Source organism: Leptospira inadai serovar Lyme str. 10, assembly GCF_000243675.2.
Lineage (GTDB): Bacteria > Spirochaetota > Leptospiria > Leptospirales > Leptospiraceae > Leptospira_B > Leptospira_B inadai.
Window position 1 is genome coordinate 1 of sequence record NZ_AHMM02000024.1, and the last position, 26054, is coordinate 26054.

Below are 26054 nucleotides of genomic sequence, written 5' to 3' on the forward strand. Positions count from 1 at the left end.
GTCTCTATAGGTTCCTCCGATTTAAGTTTCTTGTATACGTATTTCTATAACGTATGATTCCTAGGTTCGTTTCCGGCGCAGAGAACAGAACAGAACAGAACAGAACAGAACAGAACAGAACAGAACAGAACAGAACAGAACAGAACAGAACAGAACAGAACAGAACAGAACAGAACAGAACAGAACAGAACAGAACAGAACAGATAATTATTCCTATTACCCTGACAACAATTTTTTTAAAAACGAATTATGTTGGAGCGAGGTGTTACTGGATTTTCGGGGATCGTCAGCAATTTTGTGTAAATGACGATTTTTAAAAAGATTCCTATGTTAGAATGGATCTTTCCTCTGCCCCAGAGGGTTTCCAACTAGTAGTAGCTTCTGTCTAGCGTGAGCAAAGCGAACGCGTCTGTCCTCAGTCTTCTGTCCTCTGAAAACGAATTATGTTGGAGCGAGGTGTTACTGGATTTTCGGGGATCGTCAGCAATTTTGTGTAAATGACGATTTTTAAAAAGATTCCTATGTTAGAATGGATCTTTCCTCTGCCTCAGAGGGTTTCCAACTAGTAGTAGCTTCTGTCTAGCGTGAGCAAAGCGAACGCGTCTGTCCTCAGTCTTCTGTCCTCTGAAAACGAATTATGTTGGAGCGAGGTGTTACTGGATTTTCGGGGATCGTCAGCAATTTTGTGTAAATGACGATTTTTAAAAAGATTCCTATGTTAGAATGGATCTTTCCTCTGCCTCAGAGGGTTTCCAACTAGTAGTAGCTTCTGTCTAGCGTGAGCAAAGCGAACGCGTCTGTCCTCAGTCTTCTGTCCTCTGAAAACGAATTATGTTGGAGCGAGGTGTTACTGGATTTTCGGTGAGCGTCAGCAATTTTGTGTAAATGACGATTTTTAAAAAGATTCCTATGTTAGGAATGGATCTTTCCTCTGCCTCAGAGGGTTTCCAACTAGTAGTAGCTTCTGTCTAGCGTGAGCAAAGCGAACGCGTCTGTCCTCAGTCTTCTGTCCTCTGAAAGCGAGCCCTTACTTGCAAGAACCGTTAAATTCGAACGCCCCTATCGAATAACCATATGCTCCTGCCGGAATAAAAGACGGAGCTGTCACGACAATATTTTGGGTTCGAGCGTGCCCCTGTATATCCGTAGCGGTAAACGGCGTAAGTATGTTGTCGTTGATTCCTCCGTATACGGAATAGCAAGAGGAATTGGAACTCAACATAAACGCATGATATACATCCGTCGCCGCGACAAAGCCGGGGGGGCGCGCGTAGTTTTGCGATCCTGCTCCTGCTCCGGATAAATAGGTAGGAACTCCACAAGCGGTCGAACTAAGACCTCCGATAATTCCTCCGGGGCAAATAGAGGAATAGGAAGAGGGGGTCCCCGCTTCGTACGCTAGGGTGGAGCAGCCGTAAAAATTATTTCCCTGGATGGAAGACGCGGCGTTCACGGTGCTAGCATGATATAGACAGGTAAAGCCGGGGCTAGGAGTAAGCAATTGATTATTTAGTAACCGCACTTGAGACGATACCATATTGTAACGAATCGCATTCGAGTTGGTCGAAGTCCCGTTTCCGGCATAGATGCTGTTTCCAAGAATGGAGAGATTATTCGTGGAAGTGTTGCTCGCCTGGATGAAAATTCCTAAGAAGTTGGAAGCGCTGACGCTCGGGTCGATGTATGCAAGAGGATTGATCGTATTTGAATTGATCACCAACGTGTTTGCCGCGGTCATATTCCGTATATCGATTCCGGTCGAATAGTTGGTCGGGAAGACCGCACCTACCGAATTATAACCGCTGATCTGATTCCAAGTTACGATTCCGGAAGAGGCATCGGCCACGAGTCCTGCGGAGGAAGCGCCTCCACTGCCTCCGTAAATCGTATTGTATTCGACGATCGTATTATTACTGTTTACCATCTGGATCCCGGATAAAAGTCCTCCCGCCGATCCCGGTTGTCCGCCTACGATCGTGTTTTGAAAGATGTACAATAAACCGGGGCTGGGAATCGAACCGTTTATGAAAATTCCCGTCGTATACGCTTTTGTGGGATCTGAAGATCCGATGATGCCGAAGCCGGAAATTTTTACGACTTCGTTTGCGGTTAAGGCTCCGAGTGAAACGGTGATCGGAGTGCAGGGTGTCGCATAGGCTAAACCGCAGGCGCCGGTCCCATCATTGATGATCGTTTGGTATTTTGAAGGCGATCTCTTTCCGAAGCCCGGGGCGTATCCTCCCATAATCGAAGTTTTCTGAGAAAGAACGATCGGGGTTGAGACGGTGTACGTCCCTTTCGATACGAAAACATGGCAGGAAGTCGCCGCGCAATTGGTTACTCCTTGCTGGATCGTTGCACAGGGCGCCGCAGGTGTCGAACAGGCCGGTGCGGCCGCATCGACTCCGGTGGGAGAAACGTAATATCGGTTTCCCACAAGGGAATAATTCGCCTGTAAGGGAGCTCCTTCTAATAGCGCATTTCCTCCCGCATCGGTGCATCCGGTAATTTTTAAGTACACATTTAAAGGGGGATTCAGAGTGGGACTATAACTTCCCGTATTCGGAGTGATCGTAAGCACATTGCCTAGAACCGTCATCGTCGCGTACGGGCCTAAATTGGTGGGGTTAGCGGCAACGGTCGCATCGAGAACGCAACTTGCAGCGGCAGGGTTTTCGGATAACGTAATGTTAATCGTATCGGTTACTAGAATCGCGGTGTTATCGGCGGGTGAGAACAGAGTAGGGCTAAAGCAATTTAAGATGGCCGCAGAAGGAGCGGCGCCGTTTACCGTTCCGGTGTTCGACGGTGCTGCACGAAAAACGCAGGTTTGGTCGGGCAAGGGTTGAAAGATATTTATGGCGAAAGATTGCTGGTCTGCGATCGTCGTCGCGAATTGGTACGTTCCATTGTTTGTGATCGACAACTGATCCGTTCCGTTATCGGAAAGGATCAGAGTATCGGTATTACCTGTGGCGATTCCGATCACGGTTACGCTGATCGGGTAAAATGCGACTCCGCATTGGACCTGTACGACGGTTGAAGGAAAGAGGACCTGGCTATTAGGATTTACGATCTGGCAAATAACCTGGGGAGTTACTGCAGGTTGAGTCGTGATGCTTAACGCGTAATTCGTACCGGGGAGCTGTTTGATCGGAAACGACTGAATTCCGTTACTGTTGAAGGTCAGAACTTCTCCTAGGGAATCACCTACGCTTACGCTAGCAAGAGCCGGCAGCCCTGAAACCTGCACTTGGATCGGAAGGGGAGTGTTTACGCTTGTGCTCAATTGGGAAAAGATCAGAAAGTCTAGGGAGCCCGAACTAGGTCCTTGGTAGCATCCCATTCCGAAAAACGAGACGCAGAAGATCGTAATGAGAATTTTTTTATACATCTCTGTCTTACATTCTTTTGATCGTGCTTACGCACGGAATGGCGCCGACTTTCCGTCAACACGGTTCTCTCTCGATTTTAAGCGAGGTTCCTTAACGGATACGATTCTAGGAACAGTTGTAAAAATCGAGTTATTCATTTAACAGAAAAAAATCCGCAGGATCGATCGAATCGACCCTGAAAATCGAAGTATTAAAAGACGGGAAAAATTCCTCTATTTCCGATATGTGTTCATAAGCTCACGAAATTTTCAAATCGGTGTAAAATCCGTGTATAATATTTCGTCTAAACTCGGAAACTCTCCCGGATTCTCTCCGCCTATATTTCGTCCGATCAATAATTTATAAACAAAGAATCCTGGAATTGCAAGTAGGATTTTAAACGGAATTTCCTGCCAAGAAACGGGGGCCGTTTAAAGGTATACCGCCTGAGGCAGACGTTGAAATTCAATCCTTCAATTTTTTACGCACTTCCGCTAAGGCCAGCGCTTCGCATTGTTCAAAGGACAAGTTTGCCGGAAATCGAATGTTCGAGAGAACTTGTAAGCCGAAATTTCCGAATTCGGTTTTGATCCATTTTCTCACCTGCGTTGCGGTTTCGAGATCTCTCTTGGAGCCGGGAGTTCGGGATACGATATATTGCAATAATTCTTGGATGCCCCGCTTTGTCTTTACGCTGGTCATAAAGACGGGCGGTATGGCTCCTCCGGGAGTGAGGTCCCGCAAAAATTCGAGAGTATTCGTCAATGTATGATAGCTGGCCATCGCCAAGGATTCCTCGTCGCATTTATTCAAGATAAAGGCGTTCGGGACTTCCATGATGCCGCTTTTCATAAATTGAATTTGATCTCCGCCGAGAGGAACGAGAACTAAAAAGGATACGTCCGCTAACTTGGACACTTCGATCTCATTTTGCCCGATGCCTACGGTCTCCACAAAAACGAAATCGAAAAAGCAACGTAAAAGGCGGATAACGTGATACGTATAAGGATTGACTCCGCCCAATTCTAATTGACTAGGTTGGGACCGGAAATAAAGCCTCTTTTCTCTGGGAGGAAGAGAAAGCCGGGTCCTATCTCCTAGGAGGGACCCGCCGCTGATATGGCTGGACGGATCTATCGCGACGATCGCCATTTTCTTTTCCGGAAACGCCTTCAGGAATTCCGTGGAGAATTCTCCCAATAAGGAGGATTTTCCCGCTCCGGGTGTCCCGGTTAAGCCTATGGTCAGGGCTTTTTTTTCGGTGAAGCCTTGCTCTTCCAACTTTTGAAAAAGTATTTTACGAAATTCGAATGAATCCGGCTTCTCTAATTCGGTGATCAGCTTCGCCAGAGGAAATTTCTCTCCCGAAGCGGCTTCCTGAATTAAATTTTCGAGTTCTACAGAGGTGTACCGCACCGCCATAGTTTAGGCGGCGACGGGAGCCTTGGAAAGAATATCGATGATACGTTCCATAACGTCCATTAGATCGTAATCTTTCGGCGTAAATATCGCTTTGACACCGATTTTGGTGAGCGCTTCAAAATCGGACTGAGGAATGATTCCGCCGAAGACCACCGGAATATCCGCTTTATAATGCTTTAATTCTTCAAAGATCTGTCGAGCCAACTCCACATGAGATCCCGATAGAATGGATACGCCGATAACATTCGCGTTTTCCTCCACGGCAGACTGAACTATATCCTCCGGAGTCAGACGAATTCCGGAATAGATCACGTCGAATCCGGCATGCTTCGCGGAGACTGCGATCATTTCGGCGCCGTTGGAATGTCCGTCTAATCCCGGTTTGCCGACGACGATTTTCGGACGAGCGCCGGTATCTTTCAGGAACTTTTCCACTTTGGAACGGACACGAGTCACCTTATCCGTTTCCAGATTTAATTTCTGTCCCTCTACGCCGGTAGCCGGTCTGTATTCTCCGAACACTTTCCGCAATACGTCGGCCCATTCTCCCGTAGAAACCAAGGCTTTTGCACACTCGATGGAGGCATACATTAGGTTTTTACCGTTCTTAGCATCCTCTTCCAATCTTGTTAAAGATTCGGCGACTCTTTTAGGATCACGTTTCGCTTTTACGTCCGCCAATACTTTAAGAGTTTGTTCCGCCGATTTCGGATCCACTTTAAAGACGCCTCCATCGGAATCGTTCGTAAGAGGTGAGGGAGTTCCCTCCTGCCATTTGTTTTTTCCTACGATGATGAGTTCGTTATTATTAATTTTAGCGAGTCTCTCCGCCTGTGATTTAACGAGTTGAGTCTTCATATACCCGTTATCAATCGCTTTGATTGCGCCGCCCATCTCTTTGATTTTTTCGATTTCCTTCGTTGCATTCTCGATCAATTCCTTGACCTTGCTTGCTACGACCGTCGATCCTTCGAACAAGTCGGGATATTCCAAAAGATCGGTTTCGTACGCGAGCACCTGCTGCAAACGAAGAGACCATTGTTGGTCCCAAGGGCGGGGGAGGGAGAGCGCCTCATTCCAAGCAGGAAGTTGGAGAGCGCGACAACGAGCGTCCTTGCTTAGAGTCACACCGAGAGCTTCGATTAGAATTCTCCAGGCGTTATTTTCCGGTTGCTCTTCCGTTAAACCTAGGGAGTTCACTTGCACTCCGTAACGAAAACGACGGAATTTCTCGTTCTTCACCTCGTAGTTCTGCGCAGTGATCCGGTCCCACATTTCCGTGAAGGCGCGCATTTTGCACATTTCCTCGATAAAGCGGATCCCGGCGTTTACGAAAAAGGAAATTCGTCCGACGCATTGCTCGAATTCCTCGTGAGTAAAACAATTTCTATCTTTGATTGCGTCCAGTATCGCGATGGCTGTGGCGAGAGCAAATGCGAGTTCTTGAACCGGAGTGGCTCCGGCTTCCTGCAAATGATAGGAACAGATATTGGAAGGGTTCCATTTCGGAATTTTCTTCAGGCAATATTCGTACATGTCCACGATGATTCGAATCGAATGCTCGGGCGGGAATATGTATGTTCCTCTCGCAAGATATTCCTTGATTATGTCGTTTTGCGTCGTGCCCTGAAGTTTGGTGACGTCCTCGCCTCTTTCTTCCGCCAAAGCTACGTAAAGCGATAATAACCACATTGAAGTACCGTTGATCGTCATCGAAGTATTCATCTCTTCGATCGGAATTTGGTCGAATAAGATTCGGAAGTCTTCTAAAGTGTTGATGGGAACTCCCACTTTACCGATTTCAGGTCTCGCGATCGGATGATCCGAGCTATAGCCACATTGTGTCGGGAGGTCAAAAGCGATGGAAAGTCCGGTTTGGCCTTTCGAAAGGTTTTCGCGGAAAAGCTCGTTGGATTCCTTTGCATTCGTATGTCCGGCGTAGGTTCTGAAAATCCAAGCCGGTTCCTTACTAGGGTTCCCACTTTTATCGTAAAGGATATGATCTTTTCTTTCCATCTTTGAGTCCTCGGGGAATATGCCTCTTAGTTTAGTTCAAAATGTGTTGGTATAATTTCACCTAAATTTTTAACGTTGTTTCGAAATCCGGAAGAACGAAAATACCGTAAAGATGGACTTGGAACGAAACAGAAAAGCAAATCCCTTCCTTATTTTGGTCTCGGTCCTTTTTCTCACCGGACTTTTGACGATTCTCTATTCTTGGCACGGAGAGCCCGGCAACGGGGAATCATATCGGATCTTAGCGGAACTTCGGTCTTTACAAGAAGACGGAAGATTTCTTTCCCCTCACGAACCGCTGGCGTTTCTTTTGCTTTCCCTATGGAAGTCCGTCCTAAGTTTGAATTATATCCCGGCATACATATCTTTTGGCGCTTTTTTTCTGAGTGTTGCAGTCCATCTCTGCGCCTATTTGCTCGAGAGGGAAACCTGGAAACTCAACCAATATTTGCTCTGTTACCTTGCGGCGTTAAATCCAATGGTATACGGAGTTCCGTTTCATCATCTACCCGAATTAGTCAGTCTTAGTTTTTTACTTTTGCTTTTTCTATCCTTTCGGATGGAAACGGTAGTCGATCTACTCATTCTAGTATCCTGTACTTTGCTCGGATTATTCTCGCATTTTACCTTCTTTCTGGTCGGCTTTACGATTTTCGTAATTAAGGCCGGCACGGTCGGACTGAGAGAGAAAAAGAAAAACCAGTCCGTCTTTTTTAAGCGAAGAAATATACCGAAATTGTTTCTTTTCGGTTATCTATCGATCTTTGTCGTTACGGTAATACTTTTAGGTAATCTGGATTTTTACGGAAAACAATCGTTTGCGTATATGGGTCGGCAGGCGTGGAGCTATTTATTAGGTTTCGGAACTTTCGTTTTCATTTTGGGAGCGGGAACGTTTCTGCTTCGTTCCGAGAAGGAATTGAATTCGCTTCCGGCATCGATTGCGATTTTTTTTCTCCTCGCGACGTCCGGGTATTTTACGGTTCGTCCGATCGTAAGTTTGGATTCCGTAAAGCTAAATTCATTATCCAAAGATATCGTTTCGTTACGGGGAAGGGGAGTTCTCGATGCCAATCAAAGAATATTCGTAAACGGTGATACTGCCGCGTACGTGTACTTTTATACGAAGCAAAGGTTATCCTTCCAAGAGAGGGACGGTTTTTCCGATCACGACTATATTCTAATTTCGGAAATTTGGCCGGTAGACCGAAAATTGCTGCAACGAGAAGTGAAGTCCAAATCCGCTCAGTACCTATTCGTTTCGGGTGATCGCATTTTGATCAACGGTCTCTTGTGGAAGAGAATACAAAACGACCCAAGCCTAAAAACCTTGAAGCATAAATCCATAGTCGCCAAGCAAGAATTGGAAAGCGACTCGGGCTATGATCGCTTTCGCGCATTTTTGACCGAGACAATGACTTCTTCGAAGACTCCTCGGTCATGATCTCGGGAAGGAAGGGTAAAAAAGACAGCGATTACATCGCCTACGGAGCCAACGGTCAACCGTTCGAAAAATCTTATTGGAAGGAAATCTATGGAACGGGGGTGGACGTAGACGCTTCGTTTAACGCAAGGGAACATGCGAAATATATTAAGTCCTTGATGGAATTGATGCAGATTCCCGTTTATAGCCTGGCCGACTTCGGTTTCGGAAAAGCCTTACTCCTGAAGGAAATGGCAAAAGCCTTTCAACCCGGTAGAATTTTCGGGATCGATCCTTCCGAAGAGATGATCGACGCGATCGGATCGCAAAAATGGATTCGAGGTTATAACCTTTCCTTTTTACATAGCACGATTCAAGAGATGGATCCGAAATATTTTACGGGAGCTCCCTTTGATCTGGGAATTTGTAATTCCGTCGTTCAATATATAGAGAAGGGCGAGCTAAAAGGAGTATTCGGGAAACTCCACTCGATCGTTCGTTATCTGTATTTTACGGTACCGACTAAGAACGACTATGCGCGAATGAAAAAAGAAATTTACTTTTCCGATCCTTTTGCACACGAACGAAACAAAGAATTTTACGAAAAATTGATTCGTCCGTATTTCAGGCGAGTCGCTTTCAATCTCCTGGAAAGTAGAATCGTGCAGAATTCGCAGTTTAGCGACGAATTCTTTTCCGATCCTTGAAACTTCGGATGACCTGCTGGGAATGAACTTTGACCGGGTTTTTCCTCCGCCAAAGTGTTTGATACGGCAACGGAGCAAGTAAAGAATGCGGGAGGTCCTTGAGTCGCGATAACTTATGTAGGACCGTATTCAGAGGATCCGGCTGAATCGATTTTTGCGCTTCGATCAATTTCTTTCGAATAAAGTGTCGAACCTAGGGTCATTTAAGCCGGGGAGCAACGACTCCGGCGATAGCATTAATTTTTTTTTGAACTAGCCTGCGGAGATCCGTTATTTTGAAAGAGGCTCGTCCGATAATGGAATCAAACGGAACATCCTCCTCCATTTTTCGCAAACTATTTCGGATCCATTTCAAATCGTTCATATCCGAGATTTTTCCCGATTGTATCAGGATCCGAACCGTATCAAATTCGAATTTCCTTAAATGGATTCGGATCAAGAACGGCACCGGGACTCTGGATATCAGCCTAGCCCAAGGGCTGTTCGGATTCATTTGAGGCTCGACGGACGTCATGCTCACTAAAACGCGATCGTCGCTCGGAAACGAGGAATATTCTATTTTGTTAATTGGTTCTGGAATGTCAATTTCCGTCGGTTCTTTCACCTCGACCCTTTCGATAATACTAGTTAGAATTTCTTTTCGACGAGTATCTTCGTAGTCGAAGGGAAACGAATTAAGAACTCTTTGGAATTCTTGGAGCATGACCGTTACATTGACATATCGCCCCAAAAGAGTATTATTATGTTCTCTGATTTTCGGAAATAGCTCTCTCGTAATTAAAAACGGCGATTTCTTTTTGAAAAATGTCGCTTCGTATATCTGCTCTAATTTTTTTTCCGCGTAAGATCTGATTTCACTTACGATCTTAGAATCTGCGTAGATATAGGCATCCACGCCCATATCTTGATTTTTAATTCCGGAATGAGGGTCCGGCAAAACGACTTTAATTATAAAAATATACTTAGCGTCGCGTAGAATTTCTAGGATTTTCCGGACTCTATTCGCATCTTGATAGATAAGAGCACTCGCTTCCCGAATAAAAGTATCGGAATAGGGAATTACATCTTCCTTTTGCAGATGAATTCTCTTAATCTCCTCCGTTAATTCCAGAGCATGTTTAATGTCTTCTTCCAATTTCTCACTATCCTATCTGCGAAGCGGACTTAATAAAGGTTCTTAAAATTGCCTTTTTGGCATTCGCGTGTTAGAATATATTGATGCAATGATGGATAGTTCTTACGGTATTAAAATCCCTAGGTCGCATCTCTTGTCATAGAGCTCGTAAAATACACCTAATCCATGTAATATTATAAACAATCGGTCAACGCTATTTTATCGGAAGTAATTAGATAAAAATTCGAATTACGTTGATTTTGCGATCTCGAAATTAACCGAACCATTCGATTAAAATAAAGCAACACGTTCTATTATAACGGTAAAATCGAGATTTACTCCGTATATCCGGATCCGTTCGGAATTTTTTGCCGAAACAGAATAACTCATCGATAGTAGCAATTTTAGAATTGTGCTTATGAAAATCCTAGGAACATACTCTTAATAAAATCTCGAGTCGCTACATAGAATCTCGACTCTTTGACAAGCGGGATGACTTTAACGGAACTTTCGCACCTCGGATGAGAACGAATCCGTCTACGAGCTGAAACGGATTAAATTATCGATTCGGATGAATCCATTACTTTTATCGATACGCAACAGGAGTCTTTACGGCAAACAAGGATCCAAAAAGAGCGGGGGTCAAAACGGCCGCTACTTCTGGGAATTACAAAAAGAATTAACCTCAAACGATAACGGAACTTCCGTAAACTTTTTAGAGGAATCTACGAAAAAAGTGATTCGATTTAATAGCGAACTTGAACTGGATTTGATAGAATACTACGGATTCGATTATAGAAAGAAATTGAACATCGACTCGATCTTAAAATGATTCGCCTAATATAAATTCGTGTCTCATATCATTCCACCGTATCTCTCGCAAACAGCAAAAGACTTTACTTAAAGTAAATCCGACTGAAACGAGAGCTACGCAACCGAGTCGTGATGACTAGCTTGGATTAGATAGTGAAGCATTTCTTTTCTCAATTCGTTATAAGACGGGTTTCCTATTCTTATTCGTCCAACGTTAAACTTAAAGCGATAACTCGATCAGGCAGAGAGATCTCGGACGTGAATTTAATTCCAATAATATAATTAATCGAGTCGAGGTCGTTAGGCTTTTCATTTCTGATTACGATCCCTTCAAAATCCAGCTCACCGAATACTTGTCCGGTTATTTTTCCCGAGACTGGCGACCCGACGGGAAGAGGCGCGTTCGAGTCGTTCCGCACTAAAATTCCCATTCCGATCTCGGAGAGATTCGCGACTAATCCGGATACGGATAGATCGCCGCAAATGAGCATCGCGGATAGCTCCGACAGCTCTTTCGAAATTAGTCGCTCACGTTCCCTTTTATATTTCATGTCAGTAATGCGGTCCTCGAAATATCGTATTTATCGAATTGCAAACAGTTTCAATTATGCATTTCGTTTCCGTTTAAAGCAGTCCGATGTCGCTTAATGCTGAATGATATCTTGAAATCATTTTTTATCAAAAGAAAATTATTTCCAAAGTACGGATTCGATTATTTTTCCGGATGGTTTGTGCGCTATACAAACTATGAAAATAGACTATATTTGCCATCTTTATGTTGATCAAAGGGCAAACTCTGAAACGTAATAGAGAAGGAGTTTTATAGCGAAGTTTGATCAATTCTAACTGGAGAGGGAACCGCGGCATTTATTTTGGGACTCGTGTTTGTTCGATAATTCCTTTCGTTTGAAAGGTTAGATCTTTTCGGGTTCTAGTTTTCATCATGAACGTTCTTTGAAGAAAATAACCTCTTTAAATACAGCAGGGCTATTATCGAGAAAACCAATCCGATACTCTGGACGAAAAATTGGAATATGCTATCCATGAGCGGATCCTCCGAATCTAATATAGGCTAAAGTAGTTAGAATTCTTATTCATTGTCGGTAAACGATTCCCGCCAAATGATTTCCTCTGATTTCATTTAACAGGCGTAAGCTTCTAGTTTTTCAATTTTTCCTGGATTTTAACTATTTGAGAGATTTACTTCCTCGATTTCGGCTTTCCACAAACTGATTCACATGTATTAAACTCCAAAATTTCCGTAAGGGGATAGGGCCGGATTGCTTACTCTTTTTAGCGAAGTGAACTTTAAAATATTCCCGGCCTTAGTTAGTCGTCTTAGCGAATACAGATAAGGTTAAGATCTAAGCGCAGGAAAGTCCGCAATATACGAACCGGGCCAGCTTAGTAATACGTCCATTAAAAGGAGGCGGAAATCGGAAACATTCAACCGCGGAATTCGTCCGGGATTCGATAGTTTTTTGGGAATCGCTTCAGATGCTCATACGAATATTCGTAATTCGAGATGGAACCGAACTGACCCGACAATAACTTCTACGAAACACGCTTATTTAATATTTTTAAATACTCTTTTCGAAGAGCGACCAAGTTGGATTCCAATCGTTTCCTGTTTAGGTCCTGTCCGCTTTCAAGCTTGAATTCAAGACCCAAATATAAAGTGTTGGAGTTTTCGTAGGCGGTCCATCGAACGACGCCGGTTATCGGAATACCTCCCTGCCCGCGAAAAACTATATCAAACTGCAGTTCTTTTCTTTTCGAAAGTTTCTCGGAGATAGATAGATCGTCGATTCTTAAGCGTATCCCGGAAGTGGAAATATCCATTATTTTAAAATGGTTGGTAATTTTCGTCGAATTAGAGCTTAAAATTAAATTAGTAATTTCTTGAGACAATGATTCTATATTCGAAAGGTCGTCGGGAGTATATTGGATCGATTTGCTGCGCATTTGGATAAATCCGATCGAGACGGGGATTCCGTCATCGTTCGGGTATAGAATTGGGGCGATTATTTCCGAAAGAATTCCGTTCGCTCTGTATTCCCGAATTCTTGATAGAATATCTGCCTCGGCATTCGGTCTGAGGTCTTTAAGAGAAATGCATTCAGAGCGAAAACAACTGGGATCGGAAGTATCCGCGATGAATAGAGATTTTTGACTCTTCTTTACCGCTTCAAATTTGCCGTTTTGTCCCCCCCTAAAAATGTCTATCACGACATCGCCTAGGTTTGTATTTTGGAGGATTCTTTTATACTTATCGAAGCTTTCAAATACGATATTCGGTAATGCAAACTTAGTTTTGTCGATAATCGATCTATGGCAAAGGATATTGGTCACATAGGCAATTTCCATAGGCATGGGAAGGCGCTCAAGATTGCGCCCTTTTTTAGCTATACATAAACTTTCTAGCTTAAATATGCAATTTCCGTTATTTAACCGTTCTGTAAATACGCAATTTATTTCTATGTAAGCCGCCAGCATCCGGAAGAAAGCGATTCGATTTCCTTGAAGGGGGTTGAATGTCTCAGGCACCTTTAAGACCAGGCGATTCCCGCCTTCCAATGCTTTTATTATCCTGACCTCTTGGGTAAAAGGGGGAGTTTTTACGAACATTCTCTGATCCAAAAGATGCTGTTTTATTACCTGCAACTTTTGATGTTGGTCTAAAATAAATTCCATGTTTCTAATGGACTTTTCTTCGTAGTTCATCGGATTTCGACCTCAAGAGTAGCTTCGTCTATATTTCAATTGACGAAGGATTGACCGAAAATCCGCACTTCGAATCCTTCCTTATTTTTTCAACGGTTAGATTTTCAATGCTCCCTTTAGGGATGAGATAAAACGACAAAACGGCGCTAAATGTCGTTTATCAATAAATTATTCACATATTTTAGACATTAAGGATTACTGATTAATGCTCGAATCGGTCCGGTGAGTCGATGCTACGGAGAACCCACGACAATTTGAAATATGGATTTAGAGTGAAATTGCGATCGTTACTTCATTTCCCTACATTATGCGGATTGAATCCTGTCGAAAACTCCCAATGATTCGTGTGATAGGGCGTTATTCATTGGTTCGATTTGCTATAAAAACATGTAATTTTTAACGGAAGGCATCCCTCTTTCAAATGAGAATTAAACTCACGAATTAACGTAATTAAATTGTAATAATTACGTTATAAAAACGAAATAATTTTATGAAGCAGAAAATTCTCTATTGTTAATTTAACAACTAGGTATAAAATCCTTCGGTATCGCCGATTGGAGGTGAGTACCATGTTTATGAAATCACGAAGAATGTTAGCAATCCTTGCGGTCATTGCTTTAGTGACATCGGTAAGCGTAATGAAAGCGGATCCTCAACTCGATCTAAGCGGAACGTACAAAGCGAACGGCATAAATCCGAACGGAACCAGATACAAAGGAACGGTCGTTTTTAAGAAAAACGATATCGGGAGCTATGATGTAGTTTGGTCCGTAGGTATTCGACTAGAAGGAACGGCAATGTTAGACGGTGACACTGTCAGTGCGGACTGGGGAGATAGCAGTCCCATCGTTTATACCGTAAGAGAAGGAGGGAGGGTTTTAGACGGAGTTTGGGCCCACGGCAACGGGTTAGAGATTCTTACTCGATAAGCTTTTCGCCAGGGAGACGAAGGGCGACTTGAAACGGTCCTCCTTCGTCTTTTCCTTTAAAATGGAAAGAGAGCTGTAAAACCAAAAACCGTAATATGAATCGAAATACGGCCTTTACTTACGAGATAGTATGATTCGTTTAACGCGATAAGAATCTCCTTTCTCTTCCAGGAGAGAATCTTCTAAGAGAGAACGGAAGGCCCTGCTTATGGATTCGGGAGTCGTTCCTAATAATAATGCAAGTTGCTGCTTAGTAATCGGGAGCGAGATGAATTCTTCTTCGGCGCCCGACTCACGTAAGAAACTAAGTATTCTATCCTTCACCGATAAGAAAAGGTTCTCCATCATTTTCTTTCTGAAATAATTCAAATGCTCTACGGTTAGAGCGGAAAACAGGAACAGTGCTCTGGTATTTTGCAGTAAGAAAGAGGTAAATTCATCCTTCGGGTAGTATAGTAACTCGCCTTCCTGCAGCGCTTCGCAAAACGCAGGGTAATTGCAAGTTTCCCTCATATAAAATATAGGATGAGCGGCTATCACCTCGCCGACCGAGAAAATCCGAAGAATTGCTTCTCGCCCGTCGGAGTTTAGGCAATACACTTTGAAAATACCCGATGAAACCGTAAAAAATCCGCGATAAAGATCTTTCTCGCTAAAGATTAATTCGCCTTTTTTATATTTTCTTTTAATCTCTAACGATTCGAGCTGGGAGGAATACTCTTGGCGGATCGTCTTCCAATGATTAGCGCTACTGGATTTGATTTCGGTTGAAGTTTGCATGTGTCGGTTGTATAAAAACCAATTAGGAAGAGTGGTCGTTTAAAAACACCTTAAGAACTTCCTATTTGTATTGATGCAAATCAAGAATAAAACCTCAAAATTTCATTTTAATCCACGCGACTCTGTTCTTTTATCGGCTTTTCGATTGGAAGCAGGGTCAAAACGGAAGGTATTCTCGCTAAGGTTTAGACCCGACATTCTTTCAAGAAAGGAAAACGTCTTATCGCGGATAACTATATCCAAGAGTTTCGGAAATTTTCTTCTGAAATTCCCAAGCCGATTCGAAAAATTGCGTCGCCTTCAACGAATCGATTGCAAATCAGTTAGGTAGAGGGGCAGGCTTCTCGTCCGGTCTAGGTTGAATTAAAATATTAGTATATTCTAAAAAAAAAATAAGAAAGGATAAGTTCCAAAATAAAGCGGATAAAATATACGCCTCTTGGTTGCGACCGAATAATGGTAGAAATCCGCGAGCGAGCACCGTTAAATTTATGAATACATATCCCAGGATCGTGAGTTTAGACGCGCGAATCGGTCGTCCTGTATGCCCGAGAGAGACTCGCGTGAGCATTCCGTATATGAATACTCCGATTGCCCCGGTCGTGAGAATGTGATAGGCGGGGGAGTTCGAACCGAACCCGAAGCGCGAAAATGCATACGTTAGAAGCCCTATGACGAGCCAAAAGTAACCCGAATGCAAAATGAATAGAATAGGAATCCGTATCGACTTCCAAGGCTTCCAGTATAACCAACGAACGGCATTTAATACGGCGTAAATAAAACAAAAACTTCCGGATAGTGAAAGCCGATTAGGAAACCAAAATTCGAGAAATTCCTCGAGTAATAATAGGATACCGAAATACTGAATTGTTTGCTCTAACCTCCGGAATTTTTGAGGAAAGGCCATCTGAATCGCGACGGATGTAAAAAAGGGAATAATCCTTCCTGCTATAATAATGATAATAAAGAGTATTACAAAAATGGAAATATGTATTAAATGCAGGATTAAATAGGAAGGGATTACTTCGATAATGGAGAAAATCACGGTTGCGTGAATTAAGCAGAACACTCCAAAGATAAACGCTATGATTCGATTGTGTTCCTGCCCTCGTTTCAGAAGAGCAGGCAACAAATAGTAAAGCGCTACTATATCGCAAAGCATATCGGCCGAGAATGAGAGCCTAGAAAAACATGAGTTCGAGAGAAATCCGAATCTTCCGAAGAGCCAGAGCAGAAATAAGACGATTAGTCTATTTTCCTTTAATAGTACGGTTTTCGTCCAATTCTGAGCTGCAGTAAAAAGAAAACCGAGAATTGCTGCTCGCGCAAAACCGAAAACCATCTCGTACATATGAAATTGGATGCTTACGGTCGTGTAAGGCGGTGAAAAACTATAAAAATGAAATAATATCCAAACTAAGATGGCGAACATAGCATGAAGCCCCGTTCCCAGAAAAAAAGGGCGGAAAGCGAACGTCCAAATACTCGCTTTGGAATCGAAAAGCATATTCATTTGTCGATCATACGAAAATTTGATTTGAACGTCTTTGATCTCCATCAAATGGCCACGGATTTTATACGGCCTGCATATATATCTTATCGGGGCTTTTTCAAACGGATCAATGAGCGCGAATCACAATGAATTCTTAATATATCAGTCAATTCTTCCATTGCAGCGAAAATGTTTACGATAGTTCAAAGATATTCGATTATGCTTTTAAATATCTGAAAATTCTTTTCGTGCTGATTCGCAAAAAGCCTTCATGCATTTGTATTATAACTAGGCTTTGTTTAGAGTTTTGATAAATTACCTATTTAATATAGGCTAAAAGTATTATATTCACCGAGAATCGGGAAGAAATTTCATGACAAATCGGTGATGCAATGCCGGTTTTTTCGTTGCAAATAATTAATTATGTTCTAAATAATTAATTATGTCACATAGAGTTTTTGACCAAATTTCTAAGCATAGCATTCAAAGGACCCCTCGCTTGACGTTGAATACCTGGCTTCCCGGTTCCGGGTTCGATATCTTAGATAAAGTAAGAAATTTTAGCACTAAAATATACAGAAGCGCTGGATATAACGAATATCCTTTTATGAATTTCGATCCATGGTCGATCTGGTTCTATGTTACCGATCGTGAAGGTCATATTCAAGCTGCCAGTAGATTAGTGGAAAAACGGGATGATAACCTTGTGCCGATTGAATTTGCCCTTTTGGACTTTCCGTTTCATCACGGGGAAGCGGAAAATATCGAGCACTATACGAAATCCAAGCTAAACATCAGATATGCAATAGTAAAAACAAATTCTGCAGATTGGAATTCGGTTTCATTTCGCCCCACTATTTTAGGTGGAAGGGCTATGAAGCTATGCGCGACAGCTGTGGCCAATTACTGCATTACGAAGGGTTTCGAAATAGTTTACGGACTGATTAACCCGGAGTGGCTGGGATTGCATCGGGTGTATTTGGATTATGGAGCAAAAGAATCGGACGAATTCCCGAATCTGGTCTATTACCCGCATTGCAAATTAAGGGGGAGGGTTTCAAAATTTAGAATTATCGAAATGCATAAAAATTCTTTACAGTATTTGGCGATGAATGCGGTATAATAAAAACTAAATTGACATGTTCTCGATACAATTTGTAGAAACGGCCACCGTGTTATTCTCCCTAATTCTTGGGGTCTATGTACTGAAAATTTCGCCCTCCTGCGATTTGAATCGAAGATTTTTCATCCTCTGCGCCTTGATCGCCCTCTGGATTGGCTGTTTCTTGGTACGGGATCTTTTGCCTATAGAAATTAGGCCGTTCGCATTCGATTGGATGCTACTTCCTTCGATTTTCATACCCTCGACCCTAAATTCGATCATTCGAGAACTAAAAGGAAAAAAAGGGGATCTTCCTCTCCTTCAGAGGGTAGGGAGTTTAGCTCATGCAATTTTGTTGAGTTATTTTGTTTATTGTTCTTGTTTTTGTAAGTTCAGCATTCTTATAGATTCAAAGAATTTTTACTATCGATCCACGTTTAACTATCATCTATTATTAATATATGCGACTGCCGTTTTGGGATTTTGTATAGTAACTTTGGGAAATCTAATTCGGGTTTCGAACGGATCGACGCGGGTTCGGATGATATTATTATTAAGCGGTATTACCGTTTCTCTGCTTTTCGCACTAGTTTTCATTTATTTTTTACCGTTGATTCAGATTTTTCATACAAATTTAGTATCAGTCGGAACCATTATCTCTCTCTGCTTGTGGGCAATCGCTATTTTGCAATACGACGCGTTTGAAATAAAGGACCAATTACTAATGGGGCAGAAGATTCCGTTTTTGGTTCGGGTCAGTCTGCCTGCCGTCCTGCTTTTGTACCATCTGGCCGATCCTAACGATTATACTGAGAAGATATTGGATATTAGATCTCAGATTGCCAGTTCATTAATCGAGTTTAATTATGAACTGGTTACAAGAACGTCGCTTGAAGGCGATGAAAAATCTAGAGTGATTGCGGAGCAATTTGGCCGGTATTTTAAATGATCATTAAGTCTTTCGTTTGCTAGCTAAGGATTCAATGAGTTTAAAAACGGCCTCCCGATCCGCACTGGAAAGCTTTGAAAGTAGAAGCAGGACGTAATCGCCCGCGTTCGTTTTGGAGATTAGTCGCAGAAGTTCTTCCTGATCCTTCGGATTCCTTATTTCTTGGAAATTTTTAGATAGTTTTTCGGGCTTAACGCCGTCGATCAACCATTCGGCCCTATATCCCGTCGCCTTTTCGATCTTAAGTGCGATAGCGTAGGAAAGAGGTTGCTTATTCGATTCGATTAAACTCAGCATCGCTTGAGTAATTTTTATCTCCTCGGCAAAATCTTTCTGATTGATTTCCGCGGTTCGGCCCTCTGTCCGGACGAATTTTACCCGTTCTCCTGCTGATTTTATCATATAAATAATTTATATAAAAGCTTGTCAAAATTTAATGATTTATACAACTATGTGAAGAAATATATGGCAATTTTGAGCACTTTAATGATTAGAGCAATTCTAATTCGACTCTGCAGCTTAAAAACGACAAGTTTATACTTTCGTCCGGCTCGAGATTATTTATGCCTTTACTTACAAAAATGACCTGGAGTTGATTTTGGCAATCGTAACATTTGTCCTTTTATCTCTATCGGCAGCGTATTTTTATAAGGGTTCGGAAAAAAATTATTTGAGCCTCTCTTTTTCACTCATTGCGCTTCTGATGTCCGCGTGGTGTATTCTTTTTTCTTTAAGTGAAATGCAGCTTTCGTTAACTTTTCGGTCCTCTCTCGTAAATCTAATTCCGATTCCGATTCTCTTTATTCCGATTTTATTAACGTATATAATTTTCAATTACTTTAGACCGGATTCCTTGGAATCCCTACCGGCATTATTGACTCTAATTCACGTGATAGCGATCCTATTCTTCTCCTGGTATTCGTTCGGGGGGATCGTCGGTCCGTATCAAACGGAAGGAACGCTTGGAATTTTTAAACCGGATCCGCTTTGTTACTCTATCTACGCTTATATCTATGCTTCAGTCTTTGTATGCCTTGCGATGCTGATTCGAAATATCTTCAGGGGAGTCTATTTCGTAAGGCTTCATTCCATTTATCTATTTGCGGGAGCGGTTTTCTGCGGACTTGTTTCTTCCTTTTTAATAATTCTGCTGCCTTTGTTCGGGATTCCCGCAGCTTTGACGGCTGTACTCGGAATTTCGTCATTCCTATGGATCGCCTGGATTTCGGTAATTAATTACAGATTCTTTACTATAGAACTTTCCGATTTTAAGTACGATTTCCGAAATCCTAAATTCTCTTCTGCGATCCTGTCCTTGAATCGATTCCTAATGAAAAAAATCGATCCGGCGACCTTTGCGGAAATTTGCGATCAGTTTGAGACTAAGAGAAGGGAGGAGGTATATGCTTTGCAGGCGGAAATGTTGTTGGAGTCCGTGTATTCGAAAGAAGGGACAATATCCGATCATGTTAAACAATATTCTCGAAAAGTAACGGATCTTTTTGTAAGCTAAAACGATTTCTCTTAGGGTTTCAATTTGGATAAGAATACGCTAATGAATTTCAAGTTCTCGTCGGAAAGCTTTGATAATTTCGAAATTAATTCTTTTAAAACTGCATTATGTCGAATTTCGTTAATCAAGGCTTTTTCTTTTTCGACGAAATTGAGTCTTTCTTCCCAGGTTGCTTTCGGGATTCCCTTATTTTTAAATACGAATTCTTTCGAAACGCCTTTCTTAATTAGGAGAAGATCCATTCTGAATTCCGGGATTGTCTCTTGGTCGCATAAGTACCTGTTTATGGTCGCCAAAGAGGTGCCGATGGTTTCCGCACCTTCTTCCCTAGAAATTTCGAGTTCTTTAAACGCTATTTGTAGCCGATTTCCGATAGTGTTTGTCTTTTTCAATTTTTTTGACATTTTGATAAAATAGTTACTTGAATATTGTTAAAATGGTGTTAAAGTATATGCGGAGAATTATATCTCACTTTGGATATTAGTCAGTAATGGATTTGAGATCAACCGTAAAAGATCGGTTCTGCGGGGGAATCGAAGGCCTTTGGCTAGGGGATTTACGTTTTATAAAGCAAAAAATTTAGGGTATTTCGAGCGTTTTGATATGTGAGGGCGAGGGTTACGGAGATTGGTCCGATATAGTAAGATTATGTATTTTTCCAAGTGGCATAGTATCGAGTATTTTGAAGAGAATTTAGGAAATGTTTCCCAAGTTCAATCTTTGAAAAGAGTATTAACGCTTCGCGACAAAACCCTCGCTTCCACTAAGCTAAAAAAGACGTCTAGAGCATTAAAGAATAGCATTTTTATATTCAGGCTTCTCGCTAAAATAAAGCTTCAAAGGAATCAGATCAGCTGGTTGCGATCGCAAATAATGGAGCAACTCGGAGAAGCTACTTTGTTGAAGGGGGAGGTAAATTCTTTAAAATGGGAGTCCGCCAATTTAAAAGCGGAACTCGCTTTGGCTAAAAAATCTTTATCCTTCTTTAAAGAATTTAAAGAAGGATATGAAAAGGAGTCTTAATTCTAAGTTTTATAAAATTGTAATGTTTATATTTATAAACTTCCTTGCTTATAGTGAGACTGAGACCATCAGATAAAAGAACTTAGAATTCGGTTCGAACGTGGTGCGATCGAGAGGATTAGCGGCATAAGGATTATCTCTTGCATTTCTTATTGCGTCCTGAGCTCTTACTAAGGAAAATCCGGACCAAATCGAGATGTATTCGGAATAATTGTAAATCCAAGTAAAATCGTATTGATAGAATAAATGTTTCCCGAGTCGACCGTTATCGATCGTGAATTTGTTGTTCGAAAAGTTTTCAGTGCTGTTTCCGGTGTTCGGAACTCCGGAAACATTATACCATGCGTCTTGCGGAGTGGCTTTTAGCGTATCGTAGAACGCGAAAATAAACGTTCCGTAAGATTCCGTTTTAATATTCATCCTAGCTGAATACGATTTCGTATTCTGGAATCCTGCCAAAAGCGACTGCCCGTTCATGGTATTCCAGTTCGGGAAGGATCCGGCAACTTGAGGAAAGAGAGTTTGCCAGGTTCCGACTTTTGCATCGGATCGATTCGGATCCCCGGATCCGAAGATATACCCTGCGCCGAGTCGAACGTTATCTAAAACTTTCCAGCCCGTATCGAGAGATAAGAAATGGGTATCGTACTGAACTCGTTGCGTGTATATATTCTTACCCGAAGCGGTTTGGAGATTTAAAATGTCCCAATCCGCTTTGACCCGGTCACCTGTGTATCCGGATTGCCAGGCCGATTCAATCGTCCAGTCCCATATTTTGCCGGCGGGTAAGTTATTCATATTCGTTCTATTGGTTAATCGAAACCCTGTAGTCAACAAGTTGTCCCGTTGCTTCAATCTGCTATCAAAGTCCGTAGGATTAGGATTAGCGATCCATTTTTTAGAGACTTCTAATGCGTATAAATCAAGATGCGCTATATCGCCGCCCTTGATCGTATTATACATTCCCGTAAAGTACGCCTCATCGATGGTTCCTTTCGCTTGGCCGTTACTCGTAGTTAACCCGTAGGGCGCATTATATTGATCGGATAGAATAGTTCCGAAAATATGGGAACGAAACCATTTCGAATCATGAACAAAACGGACGCCGTCGAAGGAAAACCCGGTGTTTAACCAATTTAACGGCCCTACGATTTTGAGATCTCCGAATGCGAAGACTTGGCGTCCGATAAAAATCGACACCGGGAGTTTCTCCGATTTTTTCAAAACGATAAAAGCCTCCCTGATATCCGTATTGCTTCGGACATTCGTGTTAGCGGTAGTCCCGGGGGTCAAAGTCGCTCCGGATCCGGTCGTGAGCGCATAAGACCAGTTTCCTGCATTTTGCGCGCCCTGACTTCCTCCCCAGAGCCTACTGTCCTGCATTGTAATTTTTACGGAGAAATACGGAGAAGGGTCGAGTAAAAACCAAATCTGGGTATTTTGGCCGACGAAAGAAGTATAGTCGTCTACCCGCTTGTTAAAAGTCGAGTTTTCCCTAGATTCGTATCTTGGCCGGGCTGAAAATCCCATTTTAAGATTGTCCAGCCAGAACAAATTAGATTTTTGCGTGTCTTTCATTTGTTCCGGAGTAATAAGTAAGGTTCTTAAGTATTCAAGAGGGATGTCACCTTTCAACGGAGTGGCATATTTTACCTCTTCCGGTTTTTTCTTAGGATCGGGAGATTCCGTTTTCGGAGGTTCAGATTTGGGAGGTTCCGGTTGGTTTTGAGTTTGCGGGACTACCGGATCGGTTTTTTGAGCCGGATTTTCCAAAGTTTGCGCGTTCAGCCCCGAAGTAATTAATAAAATCATAATTAACTCGGAGGAATTAAACTTAGAAATATACTTCTTAAGACTGCTAAGCTTGCGAGTACCTTCTTTTCGGGACTTTCTATTTGTCTGTATCTTAGAGCTTCTCACGATGTTAAAGCTCCGGGTTGGTGCTATAAATTGTTTCATTCGGCGTTCCTTAGTGCTTAACTCCGAAATAAGCAATAATCGTGCCAATATTATAACAATTATCATATTGGCACCTGAGAAAAGAATTGGCCTTTTGCGGAAACTGTTTCATCCCTCTCGATTCTAGAAATTGTAATAAAAATAATTATAAAGCCTATTAAATAGGCGATCATTTTTTGATCGGCTCTTATTTCGCCCGTTTTTTGCGGCCTAATATGCATGAAATAGGAGCAAAAAGAGTTATCCATGCTACTTAATAGCTCAATCGTTTGTTATTTTTTAAAAATGCTCCTTTGTCCTATTAAAAACCGGAAAATTTAATAATATTGGCATAAAAATTGCTTGAAATAAGATGAATCGACGATGCGGCGACTTGCTGGAAAGATAGTATATTATTAAATTATAATTATATCCTTTCGCACCGAGATTGTAAGCTCGCGGTGGAGTCCTCAGAAATTAATGGAGTATTAACAACAATGCGAAGAAGAATAGGATATTTAGCGCTCATGATCGGAATACTTGGTTATTCCCTCGATATTTCCGGAGTATTCGCGGAAGGAAAATTAGAAACTACTAAGGCGAAGATAGGTTATATCGCGTTAATGGATTCCGCTCCGCTGGTTATAGCGGCTGAAAAGGGACTTTTCAAGAAGTACGGAATGAACGATGTGGAGGTCGTTAAGCAAGCCTCCTGGGGAACTACCCGCGATAATCTTGAGCTTGGTTCCGAAAATGGCGGCATTGATGGAGCCCACATACTTACTCCGATGCCTTATGCATTGACGTTAGGGATAAACACGAAAGGAAATAAACCGGTTCCGATGTACATTCTAGCTCGCTTGAATTTGAATAACCAAGGGATTTCCGCAGCTATGAAATACAAAGATATCGGCCTCTCGATAGATAGCTCTCCTCTAAAAGCTATCGCATCTAGGGCAAAAGCCGACGGGAAGCCGTTGACGGTTGCGATGACATTCCCGACGGGGACTCATAATTACTGGCTACGCTATTGGTTAGCGGCAGGCGGAATTGATCCGGACTTGGACGTTACTACGATCGTTGTTCCTCCGCCGCAAATGGTAGCAAATATGAAAGTTGAGACCATGGATGCTTTTTGCGTGGGCGAACCCTGGAACCAACAACTTCTCAATCAAAAGATAGGATATACCGCGCTCATGACTCAAGAGATCTGGAAAGATCATCCGGAGAAATCTTTCACAATGCGTAAAGATTGGGTGGATAAAAACCCGAATTCGGCCAAAGCGATCTTAAAGGCCATTATGGAAGCTCAAATATGGGCGGAAAAAAGCGAGAATATTAAGGAGATGGCCAAAATTCTTTCCCAAAAAAATTGGATCAACGTGCCTGAAGCAGACATTCTTCCGAGGTTGAAAGGCGAGTTTATTTATGGAGACGGTCGGGATATGAGCAATAAAATTCCGAAGATGAAATATTGGAGCAGTAATGCTAGCTTTCCGTATAAGAGCCACGATAAATGGTTTTTAGCGGAAACAAGACGATGGGGATTTTTGCCGAACGGGGTCGATTATGACAAAGTCGTGAATCAAGTGAATCGCGCCGATATCTGGAGAGATTGCGCCCTATCGATCGGACAGAAAAAGGCAATTCCTAAAACCGATTCGCGAGGAATCGAAACTTTCTTTGACGGAGTAAAATTCGATCCTAACGATCCGGAAGGGTATTTAAGTAAATTAACAATTAAGAATATAGACGGAAAGAAAACGTCTCACGGTAAGAAATGAGGCGCTTGGATTCCGCCATAGAGACGGCCCTCAAAGGAAGGAAAAAGAAATGAATACGATCGAAATGAAATCCGTTCCGGTAGCTTCCTCGGTTTTAGATTCTACGGTTAAGATAAATTCGAACCTTGAATTCGGATCCTCGGTTGATTCGGACCGTGCAGCTTCGAGAAAGAATGCGATTCTGACGATTCTATTGCCCGGCTTTGCATTACTGATTTTCGGAATCCTCTGGCAGTTTTATTCCCGGATGCAGGATGTTACGCTTCCCGGTCCGATTCAAACAATTACGGATTCGAAAGAGCTTATACTTCATCCTTGGTTTGATAACGGAGCAAATGATAAAGGAATCGGCTGGCAATTACTTTCCTCGTTGCAAAGAGTCGCTATCGGTTATTCTTGTGCGTCTTTCGTCGGAGTAATTCTGGGCATTCTAATAGGAAAATCGAATTTAGCCTTCAAGGCGGTAGATCCGATTTTTCAAGTCTTAAGAACGATTCCACCTTTGGGTTGGCTGCCGATTTCCTTGGCGGCCTTCAATAAGGCGGGACCCTCCGCGGTTTTCGTCATCTTTATAACTTCGCTTTGGCCGATTATCATAAATACTTCGGTTGGAATTATGCGAATCCCCAAGGATTACGAGAATATCTCGAAAGTGTATCAAATTAATGGAATACGATATTTTTACAAAATTTTACTGCCGGCGGCGGCCCCGTATATTTTTACGGGGTTGCGAATTTCGATCGGTATGGCTTGGCTTGCGATCGTTGCCGCCGAAATGCTGACCGGAGGTGTCGGAATCGGGTTCTTTATATGGGATTCATGGAACAGCTCAAGATTAAGCGACTTGCTCGTCGCACTCGTTTTCGTAGGACTCGTGGGGTTGCTTTTGGATCGAGGGATGGGATTCGTGGGAAAATTTTTCGGAAGTAAATCCGAAGTTTGATAATTCGG

Annotated in this window: 21 protein-coding genes; 10 read left to right on the forward strand and 11 right to left on the reverse strand. The window is 42.4% G+C overall.

Annotated features, from left to right (window positions below; translation table 11 throughout):
* Window positions 1-1027: 1027 nt before the first annotated feature.
* From LEP1GSC047_RS13875 to LEP1GSC047_RS13885, 3 genes are all read right to left on the reverse strand, one after another.
* The gene (locus LEP1GSC047_RS13875) at window positions 1028-3394 is read right to left on the reverse strand and encodes a right-handed parallel beta-helix repeat-containing protein (RefSeq protein WP_020988899.1); all 2367 of its coding nucleotides are present in this window, start codon (window positions 3392-3394) and stop codon (window positions 1028-1030) included.
* A 445-nt stretch (window positions 3395-3839) separates the two neighbouring features.
* Window positions 3840-4790 carry a P-loop NTPase family protein gene (locus LEP1GSC047_RS13880; protein ID WP_039935215.1) on the reverse strand — a complete coding sequence of 317 codons (951 nt, stop codon included), beginning with the start codon at window positions 4788-4790 and terminating at the stop codon, window positions 3840-3842.
* A 9-nt stretch (window positions 4791-4799) separates the two neighbouring features.
* Entirely contained in the window at window positions 4800-6812 is a 2013-nt protein-coding gene (locus LEP1GSC047_RS13885; RefSeq protein WP_010410089.1) for a protein meaA, read from the reverse strand.
* Window positions 6813-6924: 112 nt separating this feature from the next.
* Here LEP1GSC047_RS13885 and LEP1GSC047_RS13890 point away from each other — a divergent pair, with 112 nt between their 5' ends.
* Complete coding sequence (locus tag LEP1GSC047_RS13890) at window positions 6925-8256, forward strand: hypothetical protein (RefSeq protein WP_010410091.1); 1332 nt, start codon at window positions 6925-6927, stop codon at window positions 8254-8256.
* Window positions 8253-8942, forward strand: a complete 690-nt coding sequence (locus tag LEP1GSC047_RS13895; RefSeq protein ID WP_010410092.1) for a class I SAM-dependent methyltransferase — start codon at window positions 8253-8255, stop codon at window positions 8940-8942. The genes LEP1GSC047_RS13890 and LEP1GSC047_RS13895 overlap by 4 nt, the downstream gene beginning before the upstream one ends.
* A 199-nt stretch (window positions 8943-9141) precedes the next feature.
* Here LEP1GSC047_RS13895 and LEP1GSC047_RS13900 read toward each other — a convergent pair whose 3' ends face one another.
* Entirely contained in the window at window positions 9142-10077 is a 936-nt protein-coding gene (locus LEP1GSC047_RS13900; RefSeq protein WP_020988865.1) for a hypothetical protein, read from the reverse strand.
* A gap of 550 nt (window positions 10078-10627) precedes the next feature.
* On the opposite strand from LEP1GSC047_RS13900, the gene LEP1GSC047_RS13905 reads away from it, so the two are divergent.
* Window positions 10628-10888 (forward strand): hypothetical protein, encoded by a 261-nt coding sequence (locus LEP1GSC047_RS13905; RefSeq protein WP_010410098.1) that lies wholly within the window; start codon window positions 10628-10630, stop codon window positions 10886-10888.
* Between the two features lie 181 nt (window positions 10889-11069).
* On the opposite strand, the gene LEP1GSC047_RS13910 is transcribed toward LEP1GSC047_RS13905, so the two are convergent.
* Window positions 11070-11420 carry a PilZ domain-containing protein gene (locus LEP1GSC047_RS13910; protein ID WP_010410100.1) on the reverse strand — a complete coding sequence of 117 codons (351 nt, stop codon included), beginning with the start codon at window positions 11418-11420 and terminating at the stop codon, window positions 11070-11072.
* Between the two features lie 1003 nt (window positions 11421-12423).
* The gene (locus LEP1GSC047_RS13920) at window positions 12424-13593 is read right to left on the reverse strand and encodes a DUF1577 domain-containing protein (RefSeq protein WP_010410104.1); all 1170 of its coding nucleotides are present in this window, start codon (window positions 13591-13593) and stop codon (window positions 12424-12426) included.
* 575 nt (window positions 13594-14168) lie between these two features.
* Between LEP1GSC047_RS13920 and lfb1 the strand changes: the two genes are divergently transcribed.
* A complete protein-coding gene (gene lfb1 / locus LEP1GSC047_RS13925; RefSeq protein WP_238325584.1) occupies window positions 14169-14522 on the forward strand; it encodes an LIC10280 family protein in 354 nt (117 codons plus the stop codon).
* Between the two features lie 114 nt (window positions 14523-14636).
* On the opposite strand, the gene LEP1GSC047_RS13930 is transcribed toward lfb1, so the two are convergent.
* Window positions 14637-15302: a Crp/Fnr family transcriptional regulator gene (locus LEP1GSC047_RS13930; RefSeq protein WP_010410108.1), complete on the reverse strand. Its 666-nt coding sequence runs from the start codon at window positions 15300-15302 to the stop codon at window positions 14637-14639.
* Between the two features lie 319 nt (window positions 15303-15621).
* Window positions 15622-16860, reverse strand: coding sequence for an NnrS family protein (locus tag LEP1GSC047_RS13935; protein WP_020988877.1), 1239 nt, complete (start codon window positions 16858-16860; stop codon window positions 15622-15624).
* Window positions 16861-17236: 376 nt separating this feature from the next.
* Here LEP1GSC047_RS13935 and LEP1GSC047_RS13940 point away from each other — a divergent pair, with 376 nt between their 5' ends.
* Window positions 17237-17917 (forward strand): LBL_2463 family protein, encoded by a 681-nt coding sequence (locus LEP1GSC047_RS13940; RefSeq protein ID WP_052580723.1) that lies wholly within the window; start codon window positions 17237-17239, stop codon window positions 17915-17917.
* Between the two features lie 16 nt (window positions 17918-17933).
* Window positions 17934-18845 (forward strand): LIC10906 family membrane protein, encoded by a 912-nt coding sequence (locus LEP1GSC047_RS13945; RefSeq protein ID WP_010410116.1) that lies wholly within the window; start codon window positions 17934-17936, stop codon window positions 18843-18845.
* Window positions 18846-18848: 3 nt separating this feature from the next.
* Here the strand turns inward: LEP1GSC047_RS13945 and LEP1GSC047_RS13950 are convergent, their stop codons facing one another.
* A complete protein-coding gene (locus LEP1GSC047_RS13950; RefSeq protein ID WP_010410118.1) occupies window positions 18849-19247 on the reverse strand; it encodes a helix-turn-helix transcriptional regulator in 399 nt (132 codons plus the stop codon).
* 196 nt (window positions 19248-19443) lie between these two features.
* Here LEP1GSC047_RS13950 and LEP1GSC047_RS13955 point away from each other — a divergent pair, with 196 nt between their 5' ends.
* Window positions 19444-20358, forward strand: coding sequence for a histidine kinase N-terminal 7TM domain-containing protein (locus LEP1GSC047_RS13955; protein WP_020988880.1), 915 nt, complete (start codon window positions 19444-19446; stop codon window positions 20356-20358).
* An 11-nt stretch (window positions 20359-20369) separates the two neighbouring features.
* Here LEP1GSC047_RS13955 and LEP1GSC047_RS13960 read toward each other — a convergent pair whose 3' ends face one another.
* Entirely contained in the window at window positions 20370-20762 is a 393-nt protein-coding gene (locus LEP1GSC047_RS13960; RefSeq protein ID WP_010410121.1) for a hypothetical protein, read from the reverse strand.
* A 244-nt stretch (window positions 20763-21006) separates the two neighbouring features.
* Between LEP1GSC047_RS13960 and LEP1GSC047_RS13965 the strand changes: the two genes are divergently transcribed.
* Window positions 21007-21381, forward strand: coding sequence for a hypothetical protein (locus LEP1GSC047_RS13965; RefSeq protein ID WP_010410123.1), 375 nt, complete (start codon window positions 21007-21009; stop codon window positions 21379-21381).
* Window positions 21382-21429: 48 nt separating this feature from the next.
* Here the strand turns inward: LEP1GSC047_RS13965 and LEP1GSC047_RS13970 are convergent, their stop codons facing one another.
* Window positions 21430-23340 (reverse strand): alginate export family protein, encoded by a 1911-nt coding sequence (locus tag LEP1GSC047_RS13970; RefSeq protein WP_103186154.1) that lies wholly within the window; start codon window positions 23338-23340, stop codon window positions 21430-21432.
* Between the two features lie 476 nt (window positions 23341-23816).
* Between LEP1GSC047_RS13970 and LEP1GSC047_RS13975 the strand changes: the two genes are divergently transcribed.
* Together LEP1GSC047_RS13975 and ntrB are read left to right on the forward strand one after the other, a co-directional pair.
* Window positions 23817-25103 (forward strand): CmpA/NrtA family ABC transporter substrate-binding protein, encoded by a 1287-nt coding sequence (locus LEP1GSC047_RS13975; protein WP_010410126.1) that lies wholly within the window; start codon window positions 23817-23819, stop codon window positions 25101-25103.
* A gap of 49 nt (window positions 25104-25152) precedes the next feature.
* Window positions 25153-26046 (forward strand): nitrate ABC transporter permease, encoded by an 894-nt coding sequence (gene ntrB, locus LEP1GSC047_RS13980; protein WP_010410128.1) that lies wholly within the window; start codon window positions 25153-25155, stop codon window positions 26044-26046.
* The last annotated feature ends 8 nt before the right edge of the window (window positions 26047-26054 follow it).

Coding starts and splice junctions, on each gene's coding strand:
- LEP1GSC047_RS13875 (WP_020988899.1), bottom strand. CDS start 3,394: ATGTATAAAAAAATTCTCATTACGATCTTCTGCGTCTCGTTTTTCGGA.
- LEP1GSC047_RS13885 (WP_010410089.1), bottom strand. CDS start 6,812: ATGGAAAGAAAAGATCATATCCTTTACGATAAAAGTGGGAACCCTAGT.
- LEP1GSC047_RS13890 (WP_010410091.1), top strand. CDS start 6,925: ATGGACTTGGAACGAAACAGAAAAGCAAATCCCTTCCTTATTTTGGTC.
- LEP1GSC047_RS13895 (WP_010410092.1), top strand. CDS start 8,253: ATGATCTCGGGAAGGAAGGGTAAAAAAGACAGCGATTACATCGCCTAC.
- LEP1GSC047_RS13905 (WP_010410098.1), top strand. CDS start 10,628: ATGAATCCATTACTTTTATCGATACGCAACAGGAGTCTTTACGGCAAA.
- LEP1GSC047_RS13910 (WP_010410100.1), bottom strand. CDS start 11,420: ATGAAATATAAAAGGGAACGTGAGCGACTAATTTCGAAAGAGCTGTCG.
- LEP1GSC047_RS13920 (WP_010410104.1), bottom strand. CDS start 13,593: ATGAACTACGAAGAAAAGTCCATTAGAAACATGGAATTTATTTTAGAC.
- lfb1 (WP_238325584.1), top strand. CDS start 14,169: ATGAAATCACGAAGAATGTTAGCAATCCTTGCGGTCATTGCTTTAGTG.
- LEP1GSC047_RS13930 (WP_010410108.1), bottom strand. CDS start 15,302: ATGCAAACTTCAACCGAAATCAAATCCAGTAGCGCTAATCATTGGAAG.
- LEP1GSC047_RS13935 (WP_020988877.1), bottom strand. CDS start 16,860: ATGGAGATCAAAGACGTTCAAATCAAATTTTCGTATGATCGACAAATG.
- LEP1GSC047_RS13940 (WP_052580723.1), top strand. CDS start 17,237: ATGTCACATAGAGTTTTTGACCAAATTTCTAAGCATAGCATTCAAAGG.
- LEP1GSC047_RS13945 (WP_010410116.1), top strand. CDS start 17,934: ATGTTCTCGATACAATTTGTAGAAACGGCCACCGTGTTATTCTCCCTA.
- LEP1GSC047_RS13950 (WP_010410118.1), bottom strand. CDS start 19,247: ATGATAAAATCAGCAGGAGAACGGGTAAAATTCGTCCGGACAGAGGGC.
- LEP1GSC047_RS13960 (WP_010410121.1), bottom strand. CDS start 20,762: ATGTCAAAAAAATTGAAAAAGACAAACACTATCGGAAATCGGCTACAA.
- LEP1GSC047_RS13965 (WP_010410123.1), top strand. CDS start 21,007: ATGTATTTTTCCAAGTGGCATAGTATCGAGTATTTTGAAGAGAATTTA.
- LEP1GSC047_RS13970 (WP_103186154.1), bottom strand. CDS start 23,340: ATGAAACAATTTATAGCACCAACCCGGAGCTTTAACATCGTGAGAAGC.
- LEP1GSC047_RS13975 (WP_010410126.1), top strand. CDS start 23,817: ATGCGAAGAAGAATAGGATATTTAGCGCTCATGATCGGAATACTTGGT.
- ntrB (WP_010410128.1), top strand. CDS start 25,153: ATGAATACGATCGAAATGAAATCCGTTCCGGTAGCTTCCTCGGTTTTA.